The sequence below is a fragment of the Stenotrophomonas lacuserhaii genome (assembly GCF_039674585.1).
Lineage (GTDB): Bacteria > Pseudomonadota > Gammaproteobacteria > Xanthomonadales > Xanthomonadaceae > Stenotrophomonas > Stenotrophomonas pennii_A.
Genome location: NZ_JBDJNU010000044.1, coordinates 15431 through 34762 on the forward strand (window position 1 = coordinate 15431; position 19332 = coordinate 34762).

Annotated in this window: 21 protein-coding genes; 12 read left to right on the forward strand and 9 right to left on the reverse strand. The window is 67.6% G+C overall.

All coding sequences use genetic code 11. The features are described 5' to 3' along the window. The first annotated feature begins 100 nt into the window (after positions 1-100). A complete protein-coding gene (locus tag ABE522_RS14660; RefSeq protein ID WP_346592322.1) occupies positions 101-748 on the forward strand; it encodes a response regulator in 648 nt (215 codons plus the stop codon). Between the two features lie 90 nt (positions 749-838). On the opposite strand, the gene eda is transcribed toward ABE522_RS14660, so the two are convergent. The 5 genes from eda to zwf all read right to left on the reverse strand — a co-directional run bounded on the left by eda (position 839) and on the right by zwf (position 6816). Further along, positions 839-1498 carry a bifunctional 4-hydroxy-2-oxoglutarate aldolase/2-dehydro-3-deoxy-phosphogluconate aldolase gene (eda, locus tag ABE522_RS14665; protein WP_346592323.1) on the reverse strand — a complete coding sequence of 220 codons (660 nt, stop codon included), beginning with the start codon at positions 1496-1498 and terminating at the stop codon, positions 839-841. Between the two features lie 200 nt (positions 1499-1698). Then, positions 1699-3615 carry a phosphogluconate dehydratase gene (gene edd / locus ABE522_RS14670; RefSeq protein WP_346592324.1) on the reverse strand — a complete coding sequence of 639 codons (1917 nt, stop codon included), beginning with the start codon at positions 3613-3615 and terminating at the stop codon, positions 1699-1701. A gap of 41 nt (positions 3616-3656) precedes the next feature. Beyond that, positions 3657-4379, reverse strand: coding sequence for a 6-phosphogluconolactonase (pgl, locus tag ABE522_RS14675; protein WP_346592325.1), 723 nt, complete (start codon positions 4377-4379; stop codon positions 3657-3659). Continuing rightward, entirely contained in the window at positions 4379-5383 is a 1005-nt protein-coding gene (glk, locus tag ABE522_RS14680; RefSeq protein ID WP_346592326.1) for a glucokinase, read from the reverse strand. Before glk ends, pgl begins: the two co-directional genes overlap by 1 nt. Continuing rightward, positions 5380-6816 carry a glucose-6-phosphate dehydrogenase gene (zwf, locus tag ABE522_RS14685; protein ID WP_346592327.1) on the reverse strand — a complete coding sequence of 479 codons (1437 nt, stop codon included), beginning with the start codon at positions 6814-6816 and terminating at the stop codon, positions 5380-5382. The genes glk and zwf overlap by 4 nt, the downstream gene beginning before the upstream one ends. A 342-nt stretch (positions 6817-7158) precedes the next feature. Between zwf and ABE522_RS14690 the strand changes: the two genes are divergently transcribed. Next, a complete protein-coding gene (locus tag ABE522_RS14690) occupies positions 7159-8247 on the forward strand; it encodes an ABC transporter ATP-binding protein (protein WP_346592328.1) in 1089 nt (362 codons plus the stop codon). Positions 8248-8350: 103 nt separating this feature from the next. Here ABE522_RS14690 and ygfZ read toward each other — a convergent pair whose 3' ends face one another. After that, positions 8351-9223 (reverse strand): CAF17-like 4Fe-4S cluster assembly/insertion protein YgfZ, encoded by an 873-nt coding sequence (ygfZ, locus tag ABE522_RS14695; RefSeq protein ID WP_346592329.1) that lies wholly within the window; start codon positions 9221-9223, stop codon positions 8351-8353. 39 nt (positions 9224-9262) lie between these two features. Between ygfZ and ABE522_RS14700 the strand changes: the two genes are divergently transcribed. The 10 genes from ABE522_RS14700 (at position 9263) to ABE522_RS14745 (ending at position 16267) form a co-directional block, all read left to right on the forward strand. Then, the gene (locus tag ABE522_RS14700; protein ID WP_346592330.1) at positions 9263-9436 is read left to right on the forward strand and encodes a DUF1674 domain-containing protein; all 174 of its coding nucleotides are present in this window, start codon (positions 9263-9265) and stop codon (positions 9434-9436) included. Between the two features lie 57 nt (positions 9437-9493). Further along, entirely contained in the window at positions 9494-9889 is a 396-nt protein-coding gene (gene sdhC, locus ABE522_RS14705; RefSeq protein WP_346592331.1) for a succinate dehydrogenase, cytochrome b556 subunit, read from the forward strand. Next, the gene (sdhD, locus tag ABE522_RS14710; protein WP_346592332.1) at positions 9886-10272 is read left to right on the forward strand and encodes a succinate dehydrogenase, hydrophobic membrane anchor protein; all 387 of its coding nucleotides are present in this window, start codon (positions 9886-9888) and stop codon (positions 10270-10272) included. The genes sdhC and sdhD overlap by 4 nt, the downstream gene beginning before the upstream one ends. A 31-nt stretch (positions 10273-10303) precedes the next feature. Beyond that, positions 10304-12094, forward strand: a complete 1791-nt coding sequence (gene sdhA / locus ABE522_RS14715; protein ID WP_312680916.1) for a succinate dehydrogenase flavoprotein subunit — start codon at positions 10304-10306, stop codon at positions 12092-12094. Between the two features lie 69 nt (positions 12095-12163). Beyond that, complete coding sequence (locus ABE522_RS14720) at positions 12164-12949, forward strand: succinate dehydrogenase iron-sulfur subunit (protein WP_346592333.1); 786 nt, start codon at positions 12164-12166, stop codon at positions 12947-12949. A 70-nt stretch (positions 12950-13019) separates the two neighbouring features. Further along, the gene (locus tag ABE522_RS14725) at positions 13020-13268 is read left to right on the forward strand and encodes an FAD assembly factor SdhE (RefSeq protein ID WP_346592334.1); all 249 of its coding nucleotides are present in this window, start codon (positions 13020-13022) and stop codon (positions 13266-13268) included. A 40-nt stretch (positions 13269-13308) separates the two neighbouring features. After that, positions 13309-13656, forward strand: coding sequence for a hypothetical protein (locus tag ABE522_RS14730; RefSeq protein ID WP_346592335.1), 348 nt, complete (start codon positions 13309-13311; stop codon positions 13654-13656). Positions 13657-13691: 35 nt separating this feature from the next. Beyond that, positions 13692-14933, forward strand: coding sequence for a lipoprotein-releasing ABC transporter permease subunit (locus tag ABE522_RS14735; protein ID WP_346592336.1), 1242 nt, complete (start codon positions 13692-13694; stop codon positions 14931-14933). Continuing rightward, entirely contained in the window at positions 14926-15639 is a 714-nt protein-coding gene (gene lolD, locus ABE522_RS14740) for a lipoprotein-releasing ABC transporter ATP-binding protein LolD (RefSeq protein WP_346592337.1), read from the forward strand. Before ABE522_RS14735 ends, lolD begins: the two co-directional genes overlap by 8 nt. A gap of 190 nt (positions 15640-15829) precedes the next feature. Then, entirely contained in the window at positions 15830-16267 is a 438-nt protein-coding gene (locus ABE522_RS14745; protein WP_346592338.1) for a DUF6491 family protein, read from the forward strand. Here ABE522_RS14745 and ABE522_RS14750 read toward each other — a convergent pair whose 3' ends face one another. From ABE522_RS14750 to ftsY, 3 genes are all read right to left on the reverse strand, one after another. Next, positions 16268-16537, reverse strand: a complete 270-nt coding sequence (locus tag ABE522_RS14750; protein ID WP_042614005.1) for an oxidative damage protection protein — start codon at positions 16535-16537, stop codon at positions 16268-16270. It lies immediately after the preceding gene. Positions 16538-16662: 125 nt separating this feature from the next. Further along, on the reverse strand, positions 16663-17739 hold the full coding sequence (gene mutY, locus ABE522_RS14755; RefSeq protein ID WP_346592341.1) for an A/G-specific adenine glycosylase: 1077 nt from the start codon (positions 17737-17739) through the stop codon (positions 16663-16665). 13 nt (positions 17740-17752) lie between these two features. Continuing rightward, complete coding sequence (gene ftsY, locus ABE522_RS14760) at positions 17753-19108, reverse strand: signal recognition particle-docking protein FtsY (RefSeq protein WP_346592339.1); 1356 nt, start codon at positions 19106-19108, stop codon at positions 17753-17755. Positions 19109-19332 lie beyond the last annotated feature (224 nt).

The window sequence follows — 19332 nt, forward strand, 5'->3', positions numbered from 1 at the left end:
CCCGCCGCAATTCGGAACAAGGTGTCGGGAACTGCGCTTGTGGGACCTCTTCCCGGTACCTACCGTGGAAGTCGGAAGCGGTAGTGAAAGGGGAAGATGCATGACGATTCGTGTCTATCTGGTGGATGACCACGCGCTGGTCCGCACCGGGATGAAGATGATCCTGTCCGGCGAAACCGATATGGAGGTCATCGGCGAGGCGGAGTGCGGCGAAGACGCGCTGCGCGAGGTCCGGCAACTGAAACCGGACGTGGTGCTGTGCGATCTCCACCTGCCGGGCGTCAGCGGGCTGGAAGTCACCGAACGGATCGTGCGCGGCCAGGAGGCCACGCGGGTCGTCATCGTGTCGGTGCTGGAAGACGGGCCGATGCCCAAGCGCCTGCTGGAAGCCGGTGCATCGGGCTACATCAGCAAAGGCTGCAACGCGCAGGAACTGCTGCGCGCGGTCCGTGATGCGTCACTGGGGCGGCGTTACCTGGGCAGCAACATCGCGCAGAACCTGGCCCTGTCCACCGTGGAAGGCAGCGCCTCGCCGTTCGACAGCCTGTCGCCGCGCGAACTGGAAGTGGCCCTGCTGCTGACCCAGGGACTGCGCCAGGAAGACATCGCGCGCCGGCTCAGCCTGAGCGCCAAGACCATCAACACGCACAAGGCGCGCCTGTTCGAAAAGATGGGAATCCACGACAACATCGCACTGGCCCGCATGGCCAGCCAGTACGGCCTGGTGGACCCCGCACGCCCGATGTAACCGCGATGGGGGTGGGAGGTGGTGGGCGCTGGGTGACGACCGTTGGTCGTCACATTTTTACCCCCGCCGAGCATGGCTCGGCGCTACCCCTCAGCGGCCGCGCACCCGCGCCACGATCTTCGCCGCACCGGCGGCCGCATCGCGCACCTTGTCCCACGCTCCGTCGGCGATCCAGTTGCCCGGCACCATCCACGAACCGCCGATGCAGACCACGTTCTTCTGCTCAAGGTACTCCGCGGCGCTGTCTTCGGTGATGCCACCGGTCGGGCACAGCTTCAGGTCCGGCACCGGCCCGGCCAGGCCCTTGATCATCGCCAGCCCACCCACCGCCGTGGCCGGGAACAGCTTGCAGACCCGGAAACCGCGCGCATGGAGCGCCAGCAGTTCGGTCGGCGACGCCGCACCGGGCACCACCGGCAGCGGCGCGGCGGCCAGTGCATCGGCCATGTGTGCCGGCGTTCCCGGGGTCACCAGGAAATCCGCACCGGCATCGATGGACTGCTGCATCTGCTCCACCGTCAGCACCGTGCCCGCGCCGACCACCACGCCCGGCAGCTCGCGCTTCAGCATCGCCAGCGCTTCCATCGCCACCGGCGTGCGCAGGGTCAGCTCGATGGCCGGCAAGCCGCCTTCCAGCAGCGCCGCACTGACCGCCCGCGCCTGATCCACTGTATTCACCGTCACCACCGGCAGGATCCCCGCCGCCGTCAACAATTCCGCCGCCCGCACCTGATGCTGCTGAATGCTCATGCCCTGCTTTTCCTTTTTATTTGTCTGCGACGCTTGGATGCGCCGACGTGTGTCCGAGGTGGCGGTGGGAATGCCGCCGGCAGGACCGCTCTCGCGCACGACGCGCGAGTGCGAGCCCCCCATGGATGGGTTCACGGCGGGTCCTGGCGGCGGCATTCCCACCGCCACCGCCAGCCGACCAACCCGCCGCGCACTGCGCCTCAGGCGTCCTTCGCCTCATGTGGCGCTGCCGCCGCCGCGGCATCATGCCCCAGCTCATATTCCGCATCGTAATCCCACGCACTGCCATCGGCCGCCGCCGGCCCGCACGAAATCGAGATCGCGCCCTGGTCGGCCGGCCCCACCACCAGGCGGTTGACCGCGAACAGGTTGCGTCCCAGATCGTTGGCCGCCGGTGCGGTGTTCGGCGCATGCGTACGCGCCGCCCATTCGGCCTCGTCGACCAGCACTTCCAAGGTGCCGGCTTCACCATCCAGGCGGATGATGTCGCCCTCGCGCAGCTTGCCCAACGGGCCGCCACGCGCCGCTTCCGGGGTCATGTGGATCGCTGCGGGAATCTTGCCCGACGCGCCGGACAGGCGGCCATCGGTCACCAGCGCCACGCGCCGGCCCTGGTTCTGCAGCAGGCCCAGCAGCGGTGCCAGCGAATGCAGTTCCGGCATGCCGTTGGCGCGCGGCCCCTGGTAACGCACCACGGCCACGAAGTCCTGCGGCAGCAGGCCGGCGGCATGCAGCTTGTTGAGCACCTGCGGCGCATCCACGACCACCGCAGGGGCTTCGATGCTGCGGTACTGCGGCTTGACCGCCGACAGCTTGATCAGCGAACGACCCAGGTTGCCGCGCAGCAGGCGCAGCCCGCCCTGGCTTTCGAAGGGACTGTCCACGCCGCGCGCGACGTCTTCATCAGCGCTGCGGATGATGCCGTCCACCCAGACCACCTGGCCGTCCTGCAGGCGCGGTTCGCGCGCGTAGTCGGCCATGCCGCCGCGTGCCACGGTGACGATGTCACCGTGCATCAGCCCGGCGCGGATCAGCTCGCCGAATACGAAGGCCGGGCCGCCGGCGGCCGCGAAGCGGTTCACGTCGGCCTCGCCGTTCGGGTACACGCGGGTCAGCAGCGGGATCAGCTGGGACAGCTGGTCCATGTCGTCCCAGGTCACCACGATGCCGGCGGCGCGGGCCACCGCGATCCAGTGGATGGTGTGGTTGGTGGAGCCGCCGGTGGCCATCAGCGCGACGATCGCGTTGATGATCGCGCGCTCGTCGATGATCCGCCCGATGGGGCGGTAGTCATCGCCCAGCGCGGTCATTTCCAGCGCACGCACGGTCGCTTCGCGGGTCAGCGCGCCGCGCAGGGTCTGTTCGGGGTTGACGAACGAGGCGCCCGGCAGCTGCACGCCCATCGCTTCCAGCAGCACCTGGTTGGAGTTGGCCGTGCCGTAGAACGTGCAGGTGCCCGCGCCGTGGTAGGAGGCCGCTTCGGCTTCCAGCAGTTCCTCGCGGGTGGCTTCGCCGGCGGCATAGCGCTCGCGCACTTCGGCCTTCTGCTTGTTCGGAATGCCCGGCGTCATCGGGCCGGCCGGCACGAACACCGAGGGCAGGTGGCCGAATGCCAGCGCGCCGATCAGCAGGCCCGGCACGATCTTGTCGCACACGCCGAGGTAGATCGCCGCATCGAACATGTCGTGGCTGAGCCCGATGGCGGTGGACTGGGCGATGACATCGCGCGAGAACAGCGACAGCTCCATGCCGCCGCGACCCTGGGTCACGCCGTCGCACATCGCCGGCACGCCGCCGGCCACCTGCGCGGTCGCGCCCCATTCGCGGGCGATCTCACGGATCTGCTCGGGATAGGTCTCGAACGGTTGGTGCGCCGACAACATGTCGTTGTAGGAGGTGATGATGCCGAGGTTCGGCGTCACCCCGCCACGCAGGCGGCCCTTGTCGGTGCCACCGCAGGCGGCGAAGCCGTGGGCAAGGTTGCCGCAGCTCAGGCGGCTGCGGAACGGGCCATCGCGCAGGGCGGCGTCGATGCCGGCCAGGTAAGCGGCGCGCGAAGCGGCGCTGCGGCGCACGATGCGCTCGGTGATGGCGTGCAGTTGCGGATGCAGACTCATTGGCTACCAGCGTGGAAGAGGTGGCGAGAGGGAACGTCGGATCAGTCGGCCCAGTGCACGCGCAGGCGCGGGCCGGGCTGGTCGATGGCGGCGAGGATCGGGTACTGCTGGACATCGTTGCTGTCCAGTGCGTGCTGCAGCACTTCCAGTTTCTGCTTGCCACGCAGCAGCAGCAGGCGCTGGCGGCAGGCGCGCAGGCCGTGCGGGGTCAGCGTGATGCGCAGCGGCCACTGGTTCGAGCCGGGGCAGCCGGTTGCGTCCAGTGCGGCATAGGGCAGGGTGCTTTCCAGCGCGCGCGGCAGGTCGCGCGAGCCCGGGAACAGCGAGCAGGTATGCCCATCATTGCCCATGCCCAGCGCCACCACGCTCGGTGGCAGGCTGTACTGGGCCTGCAGGTTGGCGGTATAGACGCACTCCGGCAACGGTTTGCCGATGCGCACCAGGGGATCGAAATGAGCCCCTTCGGCGCGCTTCAGGAAGCTCTCGCGGACCAGGTGCGCGTTGCTGTCGCGATCCTGCGGCGACAGCCAGCGCTCATCGGCCAGGCTCACTTCAACGCGGTCCCACAGCACGTCCAGTTCGGCCAGCGCCTGGTACACCGGCGCCGGCGTGGTACCGCCGGACAGCAGCATGCGCGCCCGGCCATGCTCGGCGATATCGGTGGTGAGGATCTTCGCCATGTCGGCGGCGACCGCTTCGATCCAGCCATCGGCCTCGCGGTGGGCGATGAATTCGACACGGTCGGAGGAAAACGCAGTGGGCATCAAGCAGCTCCAGCAACGGCGCACTCGGCGTCGACGGCATATGCCGCCGCGCCCAGCAGGCCCGGATTGGGATGGATCACCGCCAGTGACGGAACCCGGCCCATGATCGAAGAGAAACGCCCCTTGTGTTCGAAGCGCTGGCGGAAACCGGAATGCTGCAGCGATTCCAGCATGCGCGGCACCAGTCCGCCGGTCAGGAACACGCCGTCCCATGCCCCCTGGATCAGCACCAGGTCGCCGGCGATCGCACCGAAGATCGCGCAGAACAGGTCCACCGCGCGCATCGCCTGCGGATCACCCGCGCCGGCGCGTGCGGTGACGTCGGCCGGCTTCAGGTGGCCCGGGTCGAAACCGGCCATCTCGCATACGGCGCGATGGAGGTTGACCAGGCCGGGGCCGCAGATCAGGCGTTCGTTGGAGACCCGGCCAAAGGTTTCCGAGAGGATTTCCAGGATGCGGATTTCTTCCGGCGTGCCCGGCGGGAAGCTGACATGGCCGCCTTCGGTTTCCAGCGGGAAGCAGCGGTCGTTGCGGATCACCAGGCCGCCTACGCCCAGCCCGGTGCCCGGACCGATGACGCCGTAGTTGGCCGGCGCACCGCGGCGTCGCGGGCTCCAGCTGGCGCCGCCGATCTGCACCACATCCTTGGGCTGCAGCAGCGAAATGGCCATCGCCTGGGCGGCGAAATCGTTGATCAGGTGCAGCTCGGAAAAACCGAGCATGGCGGCGGTGCGGCTGCGCGAGATCACCCAGGGATGATTGGTGATGCGCGCTTCATCGCCGTCCACCCGGCCGGCCACCGCGAACACGCCGCGGCTGGCTTCGGCGCCCACTTCCTGCAGGTAGTGGCGGGCGGCATCGCCGAGCGAAGGGAAGTCCACCACGGGGAATTCGCGGATGCTGTCTTCCAGCAGCGGCGTGTCATGCGCGGTGTCCGCCAGCGCGAACCGCGCGTTGGTACCGCCGATGTCGGCGACCAGGATCGGCTGCGCCAGCACCGTCATGCCTTGTCCCCGGCGTTGCTGCCATCGACGTCGCCGGGCAGGAAGCCGGCCGCGGCGTCCGGGCCCCACGAACCGGCAGGGTAGGGCTGCAGCGGCAGCGCGGCGTCCTTCCAGGCATCGGCCACGCTGTCGATCCACTGCCAGGCCGCGCGCACTTCGTCATCGCGCACGAACAACGCATGGTTGCCGTTGAAGGCATCCAGGAACAGCCGTTCGTAGGCGATGCGGCGGTGCAGGCCGGTCGGTACGGACAGCTCCAGTTCCAGCGGCTGCAGTTCCAGCGCGCCCCATTCCGGCCCGGCCAGGCTGCTCATCAGGCCCAGTTCGATGTTTTCCTGTGGCTGCAGCTGGAACACCAGTCGGTTCGGCGTGGCCTGGCCACGGTGCGGGCGTTCGAACAGCCAGTGGGTGACCGGCTTGAGCGTCACCACCACGCGGCTGGTGCGTTCGGGCAGGCGTTTGCCGGTGACCAGGTGGAACGGCACACCACTCCAGCGCCAGTTGTCGATATGCGCGGTGACGCCGGCGAAGGTCTCCACGTCGCTGCCTTCCGGTGGCTGGTAGGCCTGGGCCGGCTGGCCGTCGATGGTGCCGGCGGTATAGCGGCCACGGACGCTGTCACGCGCGGCGTGCCTGGCATCCAGCGGACGCAGCGAGCGCAGCACCTTGACCTTCTCATCGCGGATGCGATCGGCTTCCAGCGATGCCGGCGGCTCCATCGCCACCAGGCACAGCAGCTGCAGGATATGGCTCTGCACCATGTCACGCAGCGCGCCGGAGCGTGCGTAGTAGGCATCGCGGCCGTCCACGCCTTCGCTCTCGGACACCAGGATGTGCACCGATTCGATGTAGTTGCGGTTCCACACCGCTTCCAGCAGCGTATTGCCGAAGCGCAGCGCGATCAGGTTCTGCACCGCCGCCTTGCCCAGGTAATGGTCCAGGCGGAACACGCGGTCTTCGTCGATCCACTGGCCGATGGTGCCGATGATCTGCTCGGCACTTTCGCTGTCGCTGCCGATCGGCTTCTCCAGCATCAGACGGTGCGGTGCCGCCAGCGCGCCACCCTTGGCCAGGCCTTCGCAGGTGGAGATGTACAGGCCCGGCGGAATGGCCAGGTAGCTGACACAGCGGCGGTCGACCAGGTCGGACACTGCTTCGGCCACCGAGTCGGCATTGCGCAGGTCCACCGAACGGTAGTCGATGCGCTGCAGCAGCGAGGCGATGTCCTCGGCGGTGGCCAGGGGCATGGCCTGCTGCAGGCGCGGGCGCAGGATGTCCCGGAACGCTGCGGTGTCATGCGGTGAGAGCGCCAGGGCGCGGACCTTGAAGTCTTCCGGCAACAGGCCGTCGCCAAGCAGGCGCAGCAATGAAGGGAAGAGATAGCGCTGGGCCAGATCGCCAGTGGCGCCGAACAGGAAGAGGGTATCGTGCATCGCTCGAGTTTCAGATCCGGGTGACATCGTTGTCAATCGCTGCCTGGCTGGGTTCCGGGGAAGGTTTGGCACTGCTTTGTCCGCCTGCTGCAACGGGCCATCCGGCGTCTGCCGATACGACCCGCCACGGGCGGGCGGGGTACTGTCCGTACATCGTGACGCAGATGATGCGTTGCGACCTAGGGATACTGCCACGTGAAAACGTTTACATGGCAGAATGTGCAACTGTATTCGATTGCATTGGCGCCGTCATGCGGCACTGAGGCAAAAACACTGCCGTCGGGAGGGCCGAAGGCAGTCCACGTGCAACAGCCCCGGTGACGGGCGGACTGGAAGAGTGAAATGGCAAAAGTGCAGTTGCAGGGTGTGCGCAAGGTCTACGACAACGGCCAGGTCGCGGTGAAGGACGCTACCTTCGAGGTCGCCGATGGCGAGCTGATGGTATTGGTCGGGCCGTCGGGCTGCGGCAAGTCGACCCTGCTGCGGATGATCGCCGGGCTGGAAGAGATCAGTGGCGGTACGCTGACCATCGGCGAGCGCGTGGTCAACGACGTGGCGCCCAAAGACCGTGACATCGCCATGGTGTTCCAGAGCTACGCGCTTTACCCGCACATGACCGTGGCCGAGAACCTGGCCTTCGGGCTGAAGCTGCGCGGCCATGACAAGGCCACCATCGACAAGCGCATCAGCGAAGCGGCGCAGACGCTGGGCCTGACCGACATGATGGACAAGCTGCCCAAGGCCATGTCCGGCGGGCAGCGCCAGCGCGTCGCGCTGGGTCGCGCCCTGGTGCGCGAGCCGGCGGTGTTCCTGCTGGACGAGCCGCTGTCCAACCTGGATGCCAAGCTGCGCCACAGCGTGCGCACCGAAATCGCACAGCTGCACCGCAAGCTGGGCACCACGATGATCTACGTTACCCATGACCAGGTCGAAGCGATGACCCTGGGCCAGCGCATCGTGGTGCTGAAGGACGGCGTGATCCAGCAGATCGACACGCCGATGGAGCTGTACGACCGCCCGGCCAACCTGTTCGTGGCGGGCTTCCTCGGCAGCCCGGCGATGAACGTGCTGCGTGGCATCCTGCAGGGCAGTGCGGCCGGTGTGGTGGTCCGCGACGGTGACTGGACGGCGCCGCTGGGCCAGGCGACCATCGATCCGCGCTGGCTGGACAAGCCGATCGCGGTGGGCGTGCGCCCGGAGCACCTGCAGCCGGCCGACGCCGGTGCCGAATGGACGTTCGATGCGCGCATCGAAGGCATCGAGCCGGTAGGCAACGAAATCTTCGTGAACCTGGTCAGCGGCCAGCATGCGCTGACCATGCGGGTGGCGCCGCGTGCGCTGCCGGCAGTGGGCGAGACGTTGAAGCTGGCCGTGCAGCCCAATGCGCTGCACTTCTTCGATGCGGAAACCGGCGAACGCCTGGGCGCCTGATTCCGGTAGTGACGGCCGCTGGCCGTCAGCCACATCGGTAGTGACGGCCGCTGGCCGTCAGCAGGCTGCATGACGACCAGCGGTCGTCACTACCCAAGCGCGGTCAGCGCGCCAGGCCATCGCGCAGCGGCAGCCGCTGCGCCGGTTCGCCGCCCACGCTGAGCGCCCCATCGCTGGTTTCCAGCGGCAACACCGCCAGTGCGAGCCCATCGGCCACGCTGGCGATGCTGCCCAGCACGCTGCCGTCCTGCTCCACGCTGGCGCCGGGCTGGGCGGGCGCCGACAGCTGCAGCAGCTGCAACGCCCGCTTGGCCTTGCCCAGGAAATGCGTGCGCGCGACGATTTCCTGGCCGGGGTAGCAGCCCTTGCGGACGCTGTAACCGTTCAGCCGGTCCAGTCCCAGCTGCTGCGGGGTCCAGTGTTCGCGCTGGCCCGGCACCAGCCGGGGCAGGCCCAGCTGCAGGTCGGCCTGGCGCCACGCGGCGGTCAATGCCGCATCGGCGTCCGCCGTCTTGATGTCGGCGACCGTCGGGGCAATGCGCACCACCCGCGGTAGATCCGCTCCGCCAAGGTCCAGTTCCAGCGTTTCTTCCAGCGAACCGGCCACGGCTGCGCCGACCGCGGCCTGCGGCGCAGCGAAAGCAGCCCGCACCTGAAGATCGTCGCGGCGCGTGATTTTCACTTTCCGACGGAACACGAAACGCTGCAACTGCGAAGCAATCTCATCTGCGTCGCCGTCAGCGAAGACCAGCAGAAGTGCATCGGAACTGAGCCGGATGAGCTGAAACACCGCGATAGTGCGGCCTTTAGCGGTCAACCACGCACTCCAGTGCCAATGCGAATCGCTCAGCGCGCTCACGTCACTTGAAAACTGCGCCTGCGCGAACGCGACCGCATCGGGTCCGGAAAGGGTCACCAACTGGCGGTCTTCCAGCAGGGCATGTGCAACTAAATCGGGGGAAAGGTTGTCAGGCACGTGAACGAGGTCTAGAATTTGTGCGTTGCGAGAATCCTGATGATAGGCCAAACAACCCCCACACCCGATACCGAATCTGAAGCTCCGCTGGATCCGACGGCGCCCGCGCCCGAAGGCATGCCTGCCGAGCAGAAGGAATACGGTGGCCGCGGCGGACTTGATCCGGTGCGCTACGGTGACTGGGAGAAAAACGGACGCTGCATCGATTTCTGATCCAGCATTGAGCCAACGCGGCATTGTGCCGCCCAGCCGAGACAACGAGCCCAGCGAATGGCGAGCAGAGAACGTCCCCTATCCCCGCACCTGCAGGTGTACCGCTGGCAGATCCAGATGGTTGCCTCGATCCTGCATCGAGCCACCGGCATCATCCTGTCGGTGGGCGCCCTGATCATTGCCGGCGGCCTGCTCGCCCTGATGATGGGTCCCGCGTCCTGGACCTGCTTCACCGACCACGCCGGTGCCTGGTACGGCCAGCTCATCCTGTTCGGATGGACCTGGGCCTTCGCCTACCACCTGCTCAACGGCATCCGCCACATGTGCCAGGACTTCGCCATCGGCATGAGCATTCCCTCGTTCGTGCGCAGCGCGTGGATTTCGGTGATCGGCTCGCTGCTCCTCACCGCACTGGTGTTCGGCTACGTGCTGCTTGCCGGAGGTGCCGCATGACCCGTTTCCGCACCCCGCTGAAGAACGTGCGTGGCCTGGGTGCCGCCAAGACCGGCACCGAACACTTCGTCAACCAGCGCCTGACCGCCACCGCGCTGGTCGTGCTGTCGATCTGGTTCCTGGTGTTCGTGGTCGGCCTGATGGGCGACGACCATGCGACCGCCATGGCCGCCGTCGCCAAGCCGTGGAATGCGATCCTGGTGGTCGGGTTCCTGGTGGCCATGTTCTGGCATGCCCAGATCGGCCTGCAGGTGGTCCTTGAGGACTACATCCATAATTCGCTGCTGGCCGTCGCGCTGCAGACCACGGTGAAGTTCATCGCCGTGCTCGGCGCCATCGTCAGTGTGTTCGCTGTGGTCCGCATCGCGCTCGGCGCGGCCTGAACCCAGGCACCAAGACAGGAATACAGAGTAGATGTCCGCTTACAAGATCACCGAACACAAGTACGACATGGTCGTGGTGGGCGCCGGCGGCGCCGGCCTGCGCGCGACCTTCGGACTGGCTGCCAAGGGCCTGCAGACCGTGTGCCTGACCAAGGTCTTCCCGACCCGTTCGCACACCGTTGCCGCCCAGGGCGGCATCTCCGCCGCGCTCGGCAACATGGGCGAGGACGACTGGCGCTACCACTTCTACGACACGATCAAGGGATCGGATTGGCTGGGTGACCAGGACGCCATCGAGTACATGTGCCGCGAGGCGATCCCGGCGATCATCGAGCTGGAACACTACGGCGTGCCGTTCAGCCGTACCGAAGAGGGCAAGATCTACCAGCGCCCGTTCGGCGGCATGACCACCAAGTACGGCGAAGGCCCGGCGGCGCAGCGTACCTGCGCGGCGGCCGACCGTACCGGCCACGCCATGCTGCACACGCTGTACCAGCAGTCGTTGAAGCACGACGCGCGCTTCATGATCGAATACTTCGCGCTGGACCTGATCTTCGACGAAGACGGGACCTGCCGCGGCGTGCTGGCCATCGACATGGCCGAAGGTTCGCTGCACCTGTTCCGCGCCCAGGGCGTGGTGCTGGCCACCGGCGGCTACGGCCGTGCGTACTTCAGCGCCACCTCGGCCCACACCTGCACCGGTGACGGCGGCGGCCTGGCCATGCGCGCGGGCATCGCGATGCAGGACATGGAGTTCGTGCAGTTCCACCCGACCGGCATCTACGGCGCGGGCTGCCTGATCACCGAAGGCGTGCGCGGCGAAGGTGGCATCCTGCGCAACAGCAGCGGCGAGCGCTTCATGGAGCGCTACGCACCGCATTACAAGGACCTGGCATCGCGTGACGTGGTCGCGCGTTCAATGACCGTGGAAATCCGCGAAGGGCGCGGCGTCGGCGAGCACAAGGACCACATCCTGCTCGACCTGACCCACCTCGGCCCGGGCGTGATCGACGACAAGCTGCCGGGTATCGCCGAAAGCGCGCGCATCTTCGCCGGCGTGGACGTGCACAAGCAGCCGATCCCGGTCATCCCGACCGTGCACTACAACATGGGCGGCATCCCGACCAACTTCCATGGCGAAGTGGTGCGCATCGACGGCGACAACCCCGATGCGGTGATCCCGGGCCTGTACGCCATCGGCGAAGCGGCCTGCGTCTCGGTGCATGGCGCCAACCGCCTGGGTTCCAATTCGCTGCTGGACCTGGTGGTGTTCGGTCGCGCGGTGGCCAACCGCTGCGCCGAGACGATCAAGCCGGGCGCTGCGCACAAGCCGCTGCCGGCCGATGCCTGCGACAAGGCGCTGGGCCTGCTGGACAAGCTGCGTTACGCCAAGGGCGATACGCCGACCTCGGTGATCCGCGACAACATGCAGCGCACCATGCAGGCCGATGCCGCCGTGTTCCGCACCAGCCAGACGCTGAAGGAAGGCTGCGAGAAGATGGCCGGCATCTTCGATTCGTTCCAGGACGTCAAGGTCAGCGATCGCTCGCTGGTCTGGAACTCGGACCTGATCGAAACCTACGAGCTGAACAACCTGCTGCTCAATGCAGTGGCGACGATCAACTCGGCCGAGCAGCGCAAGGAAAGCCGTGGTGCGCACGCGCACGAAGACTTCCCGGACCGCGACGACGTCAACTGGCACAAGCACACGCTGGTCAAGGTCGACGACAAGGGCAAGTGCAGCTTCGATTACCGTCCGGTGCACATGTACACGCTGACCGACGAGGTCGACGTGGTGCCGCCGAAGCCGCGCGTGTACTGATCGCGATCCCCGCCTACCATGCAATCCGCGCCTTGACGGCGCGGGCCGCCTGAGCCAACGAGAGCAGCCATGGCCGAGTTTTCCCTGCCGAAGAATTCAAAGATCACGAAGGGCAAGCACTTCCCCGCCGCCGGCGGCGCGAAGAACCTGCGCACCTTCAAGGTCTACCGCTGGAGTCCGGACGACGACAGCAACCCGCGTACCGATACGTACGAGATCGACCTCGACGCGTGCGGTCCGATGGTCCTGGACGCGCTGATCAAGATCAAGAACGAGATCGATCCGACCCTGACCTTCCGTCGTTCGTGCCGCGAGGGCATCTGCGGTTCGTGCGCGATGAACATCGACGGCACCAATACGCTGGCCTGCACCCGCGCCATCGCCGACTGCGGCAAGGCCGAAGTGCCGATCTACCCGCTGCCGCACATGAGCGTGGTCAAGGACCTGGTGCCGGACCTGACCCACTTCTACGCGCAGTACGCGTCGATCAAGCCGTGGATCCGCACGCAGACCCCGGCACCGCCGGACCGCGAGCGCCTGCAGTCGCCGGAAGACCGCAAGAAGCTGGACGGCCTGTACGAGTGCATCCTGTGCGCGTGCTGCTCCACCAGCTGCCCGAGCTACTGGTGGAACGGCGAGCGCTACCTGGGCCCGGCGATCCTGCTGCAGGCCTACCGCTGGATCATCGATTCGCGTGATGAGGACACCGGTGCGCGCCTGGACGATCTGGAAGATCCGTTCAAGCTGTACCGCTGCCACACCATCATGAACTGCGCACGGACCTGCCCGAAGGGGCTGAACCCGGCGCTGGCGATCGCCGAGATCAAGAAGCTGATGATGGCCCGCCGCGCCTGAGTGGTGTGGTTGCCTTGAAGTACCCCGCGACGCCGAGCCCAGCTCGGCGTTGCGTTATCCGGGAATGACGATGGACGAAGCGATCCTGTTGAAGAAGCTGCGCTGGCGTTGCCGCCGCGGCATGCGCGAGCTGGACCAGCTGTTCGAGCATTACCTTGACCGTGAGTGGGCCACGGCACCGGCTGAAGAGCGCGAGGTTTTCCTGTTCCTGCTCGATTGCGAGGACGATACGTTGTGGCGGTGGTTCATGGGTTACGAGGCCTGCCCGCATGCACACGCCGTCCCCTTGCTCGACCGGATCCGCGCCCTCAAGGCTTGAGTGGCGCCCGTCACGGCTGCAGGCCGCGGCCGAGGCGGTGGTGTTGCTGGCCGCACCGTGGTTGATCGGCGCCAGTGGGGTGCCGGTGCGGCTGCAGCCGCCGGCGGTGCTGCTGTGCTGGCTGGTGCAGGCGGTGCTGCTGTGGCGGCGGCTGCGGACGCCCTGTCGCGTGCTCTGGCTGCAGGATGCGCCGCGCCCCCTGCTGCTGGACGGACTGGAGCTGGAAGACCCTGCGCTGCACGTACGCGGCCCGTGGCTGCAGTTGCGCTGGCAGGGACCGGGAAAACGGGGCGTGCTGCTTTTCTGGCCGGATGTGCTGTCTCCCGGCCAACGACGTGAACTGCGTCTGGCCGTCCGTGCACGGCAGGTTTCCCGTAAGCCGCCGTAGGTGGCACCATACGCTGAATCTATTGGCGCACCTGCATGTTCAAACCCATTCCCGTGTCCATCGGCCTGCGCTACCTGCGGGCCAAGCGCCGCAACGGCTTCATCTCCTTCATTTCGATGGCATCGATCCTCGGCATCGCGCTGGGCGTGACGGTGCTCATCACCACGCTGGCGGTGATGAGTGGCTTCCAGAAGGAAATCCGCGACCGCCTGCTGCAGATGTCCGCGCATACCACCATAAGCCGCGACGGCGAGCCGATGAGCGACTGGCAGCGCGCCGTGGACGTGGCCTACCAGGATCCGCGCGTGGCCGGTGCCGCGCCGTACATCGAGATCCAGGCGATGATCAGTGGCCCGCGCGTGCAGGGCGCGCTGGTGCAGGGCGTTGACCCGGCGATGGAGCCGAAGGTCTCGGTGGTTGCCGAGAAGATGAAGAAGGGCCACTTCGACAGCCTCACGCAGGGCAGTTACAACATCATCCTCGGCCAGGAGCTGGCGACCTGGCTGGGCGTGGACGTCGGTGACCAGGTGGTGGCGACGCTGGCCGAAGTGCAGGGCACGCCGATGGGCGCGATCCCGCGCATGAAGCGGTTCACCGTCAGCGGCATCTTCGAAGCCGGCTACAACGAGATCGACCGCGGCGTGGCGTTCGCCAACATGAAGGACCTCGAACGCGTGCTGCGCATCGACGGCGCCACCGGCGTGCGCCTGAAGCTGCATGACATGGACCAGGCGCTCACCGTCGGGGTGGACCTGGCGCAGCGCCTGGGCGGTGCCTACCGGGTCAGTGACTGGACCCAGCAGAACGCCAACCTGTACCACTCGCTGCGCATGGAGAAGGTGGTGATGGGCATCCTGCTGTCGCTGATCATCGCGATGGGCGCCTTCAACCTGGTGTCCTCGCAGGTGATGCTGGTGACCGACAAGCAGGCCGACATCGCCATCCTGCGTACGCTGGGGCTGACCCCGGGCGGAGTGATGGGGGTGTTCATGGTGCAGGGTTCGCTGATCGGCATCATCGGCACCGTCGCCGGCGTGATCGGCGGCATCACCCTGACCCTCAACCTGGAACGCATCCTCGGTGCCATCGAGGCGGTGTTCAACGTCAAGCTGCTGCCGGAAGACGTGTATTACATCACCGGCCTGCCGACCGACATGCAGACCGCCGACATCGTGGTGATCACCGTGGTGGCGCTGTTGATGAGCTTCCTGGCCACCCTGTACCCGGCGTGGCGCGCCGCCCGCACCCAGCCCGCGGAGGCACTGCGTTATGAATGAGGTTTTCTCTCCCGGCCAGGAAGTGATCCGCGCGCAGGCGCTGGGCAAGACCTATGCCGAAGGCCGGATGCATACGCCGGTGTTCGATGGCCTGGACCTGCAGGTCAGCGCCGGCGAAACCGTGGCCATCATCGGTGCCTCCGGTGCAGGCAAGAGCACGCTGCTGCACCTGCTGGGCGGGCTGGACACGCCGAGCGCGGGCGAGGTGTTCGTCACCGGCCAGCAGATGTCCACGCTGTCCGATGGCGCGCGTGGCCTGCTGCGCAATCGCGCGCTGGGCTTCGTGTACCAGTTCCACCACCTGCTGCCGGAGTTCACCGCGCTGGAAAACGTGATGATGCCGGTGCTGCTCGGCGGTGGTGAAGTGGCCGCGGCCACTGACCGCGCCCGGCAGCTGCTGGAGTCGGTCGGCCTCGGCCATCGCCTGCAGCACAAGCCCGGTGAGCTGTCCGGTGGCGAGCGCCAACGCGCCGCCGTGGCCCGCGCACTGGTCAACCAGCCGGCCTGCGTGCTCGGCGACGAACCCACCGGCAACCTGGATGACCGCACCGCCGGCACCGTGTTCGAGCTGATGCTGGAACTCAACCGCGCGCGGCATACCTCGCTGGTGCTGGTCACCCATGACCGCAGCCTGGCGCGCAAGCTGGACCGTGTGCTGGAACTGCGCGAAGGCAAGCTGCACGCACTGGCCCGCGCCGACGTTTGACGGGTAGTGACGGCCGCGGGCCGGCGGGTGCCGTTGACGGGCCGCGGCCGGCCCAACCCGGGGGACGGCCCCTCGGTGGCGGGGTTGGGGCGGGCCGGGGGCGTTTTTGGCCTGTCGCCCCCCGGGCCCCGCCACTACCGGGTTCACGGGCGCGGTTGCATCATCGGCTTGATCCCCATGGAATCCTGCCATGAAACGCCTGATCCTTGTTTTCCTGTGCGTCAGCCTTGCGGCCTGTGCCAGCAGCGGGCGATTGAGCAGCAATGAGCGGCTGGCGCTGTACCGCGCCCACGCCGGTGCGCCGCAGGGTGACATGCCCTTCCAGGGCAGCCTGAACGGCTGGAACGAACTGGGCGACAGCGCACTGGCGGTCTGGACCCGTCCGGGCCAGGCGTTCCTGCTGGAGCTCACCGGGCCGTGCCCGGACCTGCCGTACGCGCAGGCGATCGGGCTGACCAGCCGGGTGGGGCGGGTATCGGCGCGGCTGGACAAAGTGCTGGTGCGCGGGCCGGGCCCGGGGCCGCAGATGCCGTGTTACATCGGCAGTATCCGCCCGCTGGACGTCAAGGCGCTGCGCGCTTCAGAGCAGCAGCTTCGGCATGCCCGGGTCGAAGCGCGCCAGGAATGATCAGGCTTCGGGCACGAAGCCCGGGGGCTTTTCCGCATTGCCGGCGAACAGGTACTTCACCAGTTCTTCCTCCAGGAACGCGCGGTGCTTGGGATCGCGCGGCGACAGTCGGTTTTCGTTGATCAGCATGGTCTGGTGGGCCAGCCACGCGCTCCAGGCCGGCTTGCCGATGTTGGCGAAGATGCGCTGGCCGAGCTCGCCGGGGTAGGGCACGAAATCGAGGCCTTCGGCGTCGGCTTGCTGGTATTGGCAGAAAATGGTGCGGGGCATGGGCAGGTACTCGTATTCGAAGCGATAGTGTAGCGCCGAGCCACGCTCGGCGGCCTTGGTCAGGCATCGTGAGGCTCCCGGCCAAGAGCCGCCGAGCATGGCTCGGTGCCACCGGGTGCGTGCGCTCAGCGCGCCTGCAGCAGCTTGCGGATGGGCGCGGGCAGGCCCAGCGTGGGCAGGTCTTCGGCCGCCACCCAGCGCAGCATCGGATGCGCGTGTTTCAGGCCCTCCACGCGCGTGCGCAGTACCTGCAGGTGCAGCCGGTAGTGGCTGAAGGTGTGCTGCAGCACGGGCAGTTCCTCGGCATCTTCCAGTGCGCCGTCCACGTTCGCATCGAACCACGCCTGCAGCGCCATGCCGCTGTCGGCCTGCGGCAGGGTCCACAGGGACGCCCAGATGCCGGTCTCCGGGCGCTTCTGCAGCAGCACGCGCCCGTGTCCGTCGCGCAGCCACAGGGCCATCGCTTCCCGCTCCGGCAGCACTTTGCCCGGCTTGGCCGTCGGCAGTTCGGCGGTACGTCCATCGCGGCGCGCCACGCAGTGCTCCTGCAGCGGGCAGATCACGCAGGCCGGTCGGCTGCGGGTGCACAACGTCGCACCCAGGTCCATCTGTGCCTGCGTGTAATCGGCCATCCGTCCGGCTGGTACGTGGGCCACGTGCGCTTCGGCCAACGTCCACAGCGGCCGCTCGACAGCCGGCAGGCCGGGGAATCCTTCGATGCCGTGGTAGCGGGTCAGCACGCGCTTGACGTTGCCATCGAGGATGGCGAACGGATCGTCCCAGGCCTGGCTGAGGATCGCCCCGGCGGTGCTGCGGCCGATACCCGGCAGTGCGTGCAGCGCTTCGAAATCACGCGGCAGCTCGCCACCGTGGGCGTCCACGCAGCGCTTGGCGGCGGCATGCAGGTTGCGTGCGCGGGCGTAATAGCCGAGCCCGGCCCACTGCGCCATCACCGCATCGTTGTCGGCCGCGGCGAGGTCGGGCAGGGTGGGGAAGTGGTGCAGGAACTTGAGGAAGTACGGAATGACCGTAGCGACCTGGGTCTGCTGCAGCATGATCTCCGACAGCCACACCCGGTATGGCGTGCGCGGGTGCTGCCAGGGCAGGTCGTGGCGACCGTGCTGGTCGAACCAGCGCAGCAGCCGCGCGACGAACCGGTCATCACCGCCGGCGGCCGACGCCTGCGGGGGCGTGGCCGCAATCGCGGTGGCGGCCTCAGGCACTGCCCAGTGCTTCGGGCAGCAACGCGTCGACGAAGGCTTCCGGATCGAACACGCGCAGGTCTTCCGGGCGCTCGCCGATGCCGGCGAAGCGGATCGGGATGCCGAATTCCTGGGCCAGCGCGAACACCACCCCGCCCTTGGCGGTGCCGTCCAGCTTGGTCACCACAAGGCCGGTGACATTCACCGCCGCGTTGAACTGGCGCAGCTGCGAGAGTGCGTTCTGGCCGGTGGTGCCATCGATCACCATCAGCACTTCATGCGGCGCGCCGGGATCGATCTTGCCGAGCACGCGGCGGATCTTGCCCAGCTCGTTCATCAGGCCGGACTGGGTGTGCAGGCGCCCGGCGGTATCGGCGATCAGCACGGACGTGCCACGCGCCTTGCCGGCCTGCAGCGCATCAAAGGCCACCGATGCGGCATCGGCGTTCTGGCCCTGGGCAATCACGGTGACGCCGTTGCGGTCGCCCCAGGCCTGCAGCTGCGCCACGGCCGCGGCGCGGAAGGTATCGCCGGCGGCCAGCATCAGGCTGTGGCCGTCGTCCTTGAAGCGCTTGGCCAGCTTGCCGATGGTGGTGGTCTTGCCGACGCCGTTGACGCCCACGGTGAGCACCACGAACGGCTTTGCGTTGCGGTCGATCAGCAACGGCTGGGCGACCGGTTTCAGGATGGCGATCAGGTCTGCACGCAGGGCGGCCAGCAGCGCATTGGCATCGGCGAACTCGCGCGACTTCATGCGCTTGCGCAGGCTTTCCACCAGGGTCGTGCTGGCGGTGACGCCCACGTCCGCAGTGATCAAGGCGGTCTCGATCTCATCCAGCAGGTCATCGTCGAGCTTGGGATTGCGCGAGAACAGGCCACCGAAGCTGCGTGCGAACGTGCTGTTGCGCAGGCGCTCGCGCCAACCGGTCCTGCCGGCCGGGGCGGGCTCGGCATCGACCAGCACGGGCAGATCGGCGGCGGGGGCAGCCGGTGCCGGTGCCGGGGTAACCGGGGCCAGCGGCGCCAGTACCGCGGCGGCGGCGAGGGCTTCGGCTTCGAAATCTTCTGGCGCCAGCACGCGTTCCGGCGTGGGCGCGGCCACGGGGGCGGCCACGGGGGCGGCAGGTGCAGGGGCAGGTGCCGGGGTAACGACGGGCGCGGCTGCAGGCGGTTGGGCAAGCGGCGGCGGCGCGGCTTCCGCTATGGGTGCAGGGGCCTCCGCCGGCGGCACGACGACCGGCTCCGGCGGCTGCACCGGCCTGGCCGAAGGAAACGCAGCGGCGAGCTCTTCAGCCGAATAGTGCTGGGTCTTGGGCGCATCGACCTGCGAGGCGTCCTGGGCTTTTTTGCGGCGGAAGAAACTGAGCATTGGCGGGTAACGGCTTTAGATCAGGGGGTAGATTACCACCGGGCCCGTCAGGGCCCGTGTGGATGGGGGGCGTGCGGTAGCGCCGCGCGATGCTCGGCGAGCGCAGCGGCCGGGAGATCAGGCAGACAGCTCCAGCAGCAGCTTGTTCAAGCGCGCCACATAGGCACCCGGATCCTTCAGGCTGTCACCGGCGGCCAGCGCGGCCTGGTCGAACAGCACCCGGC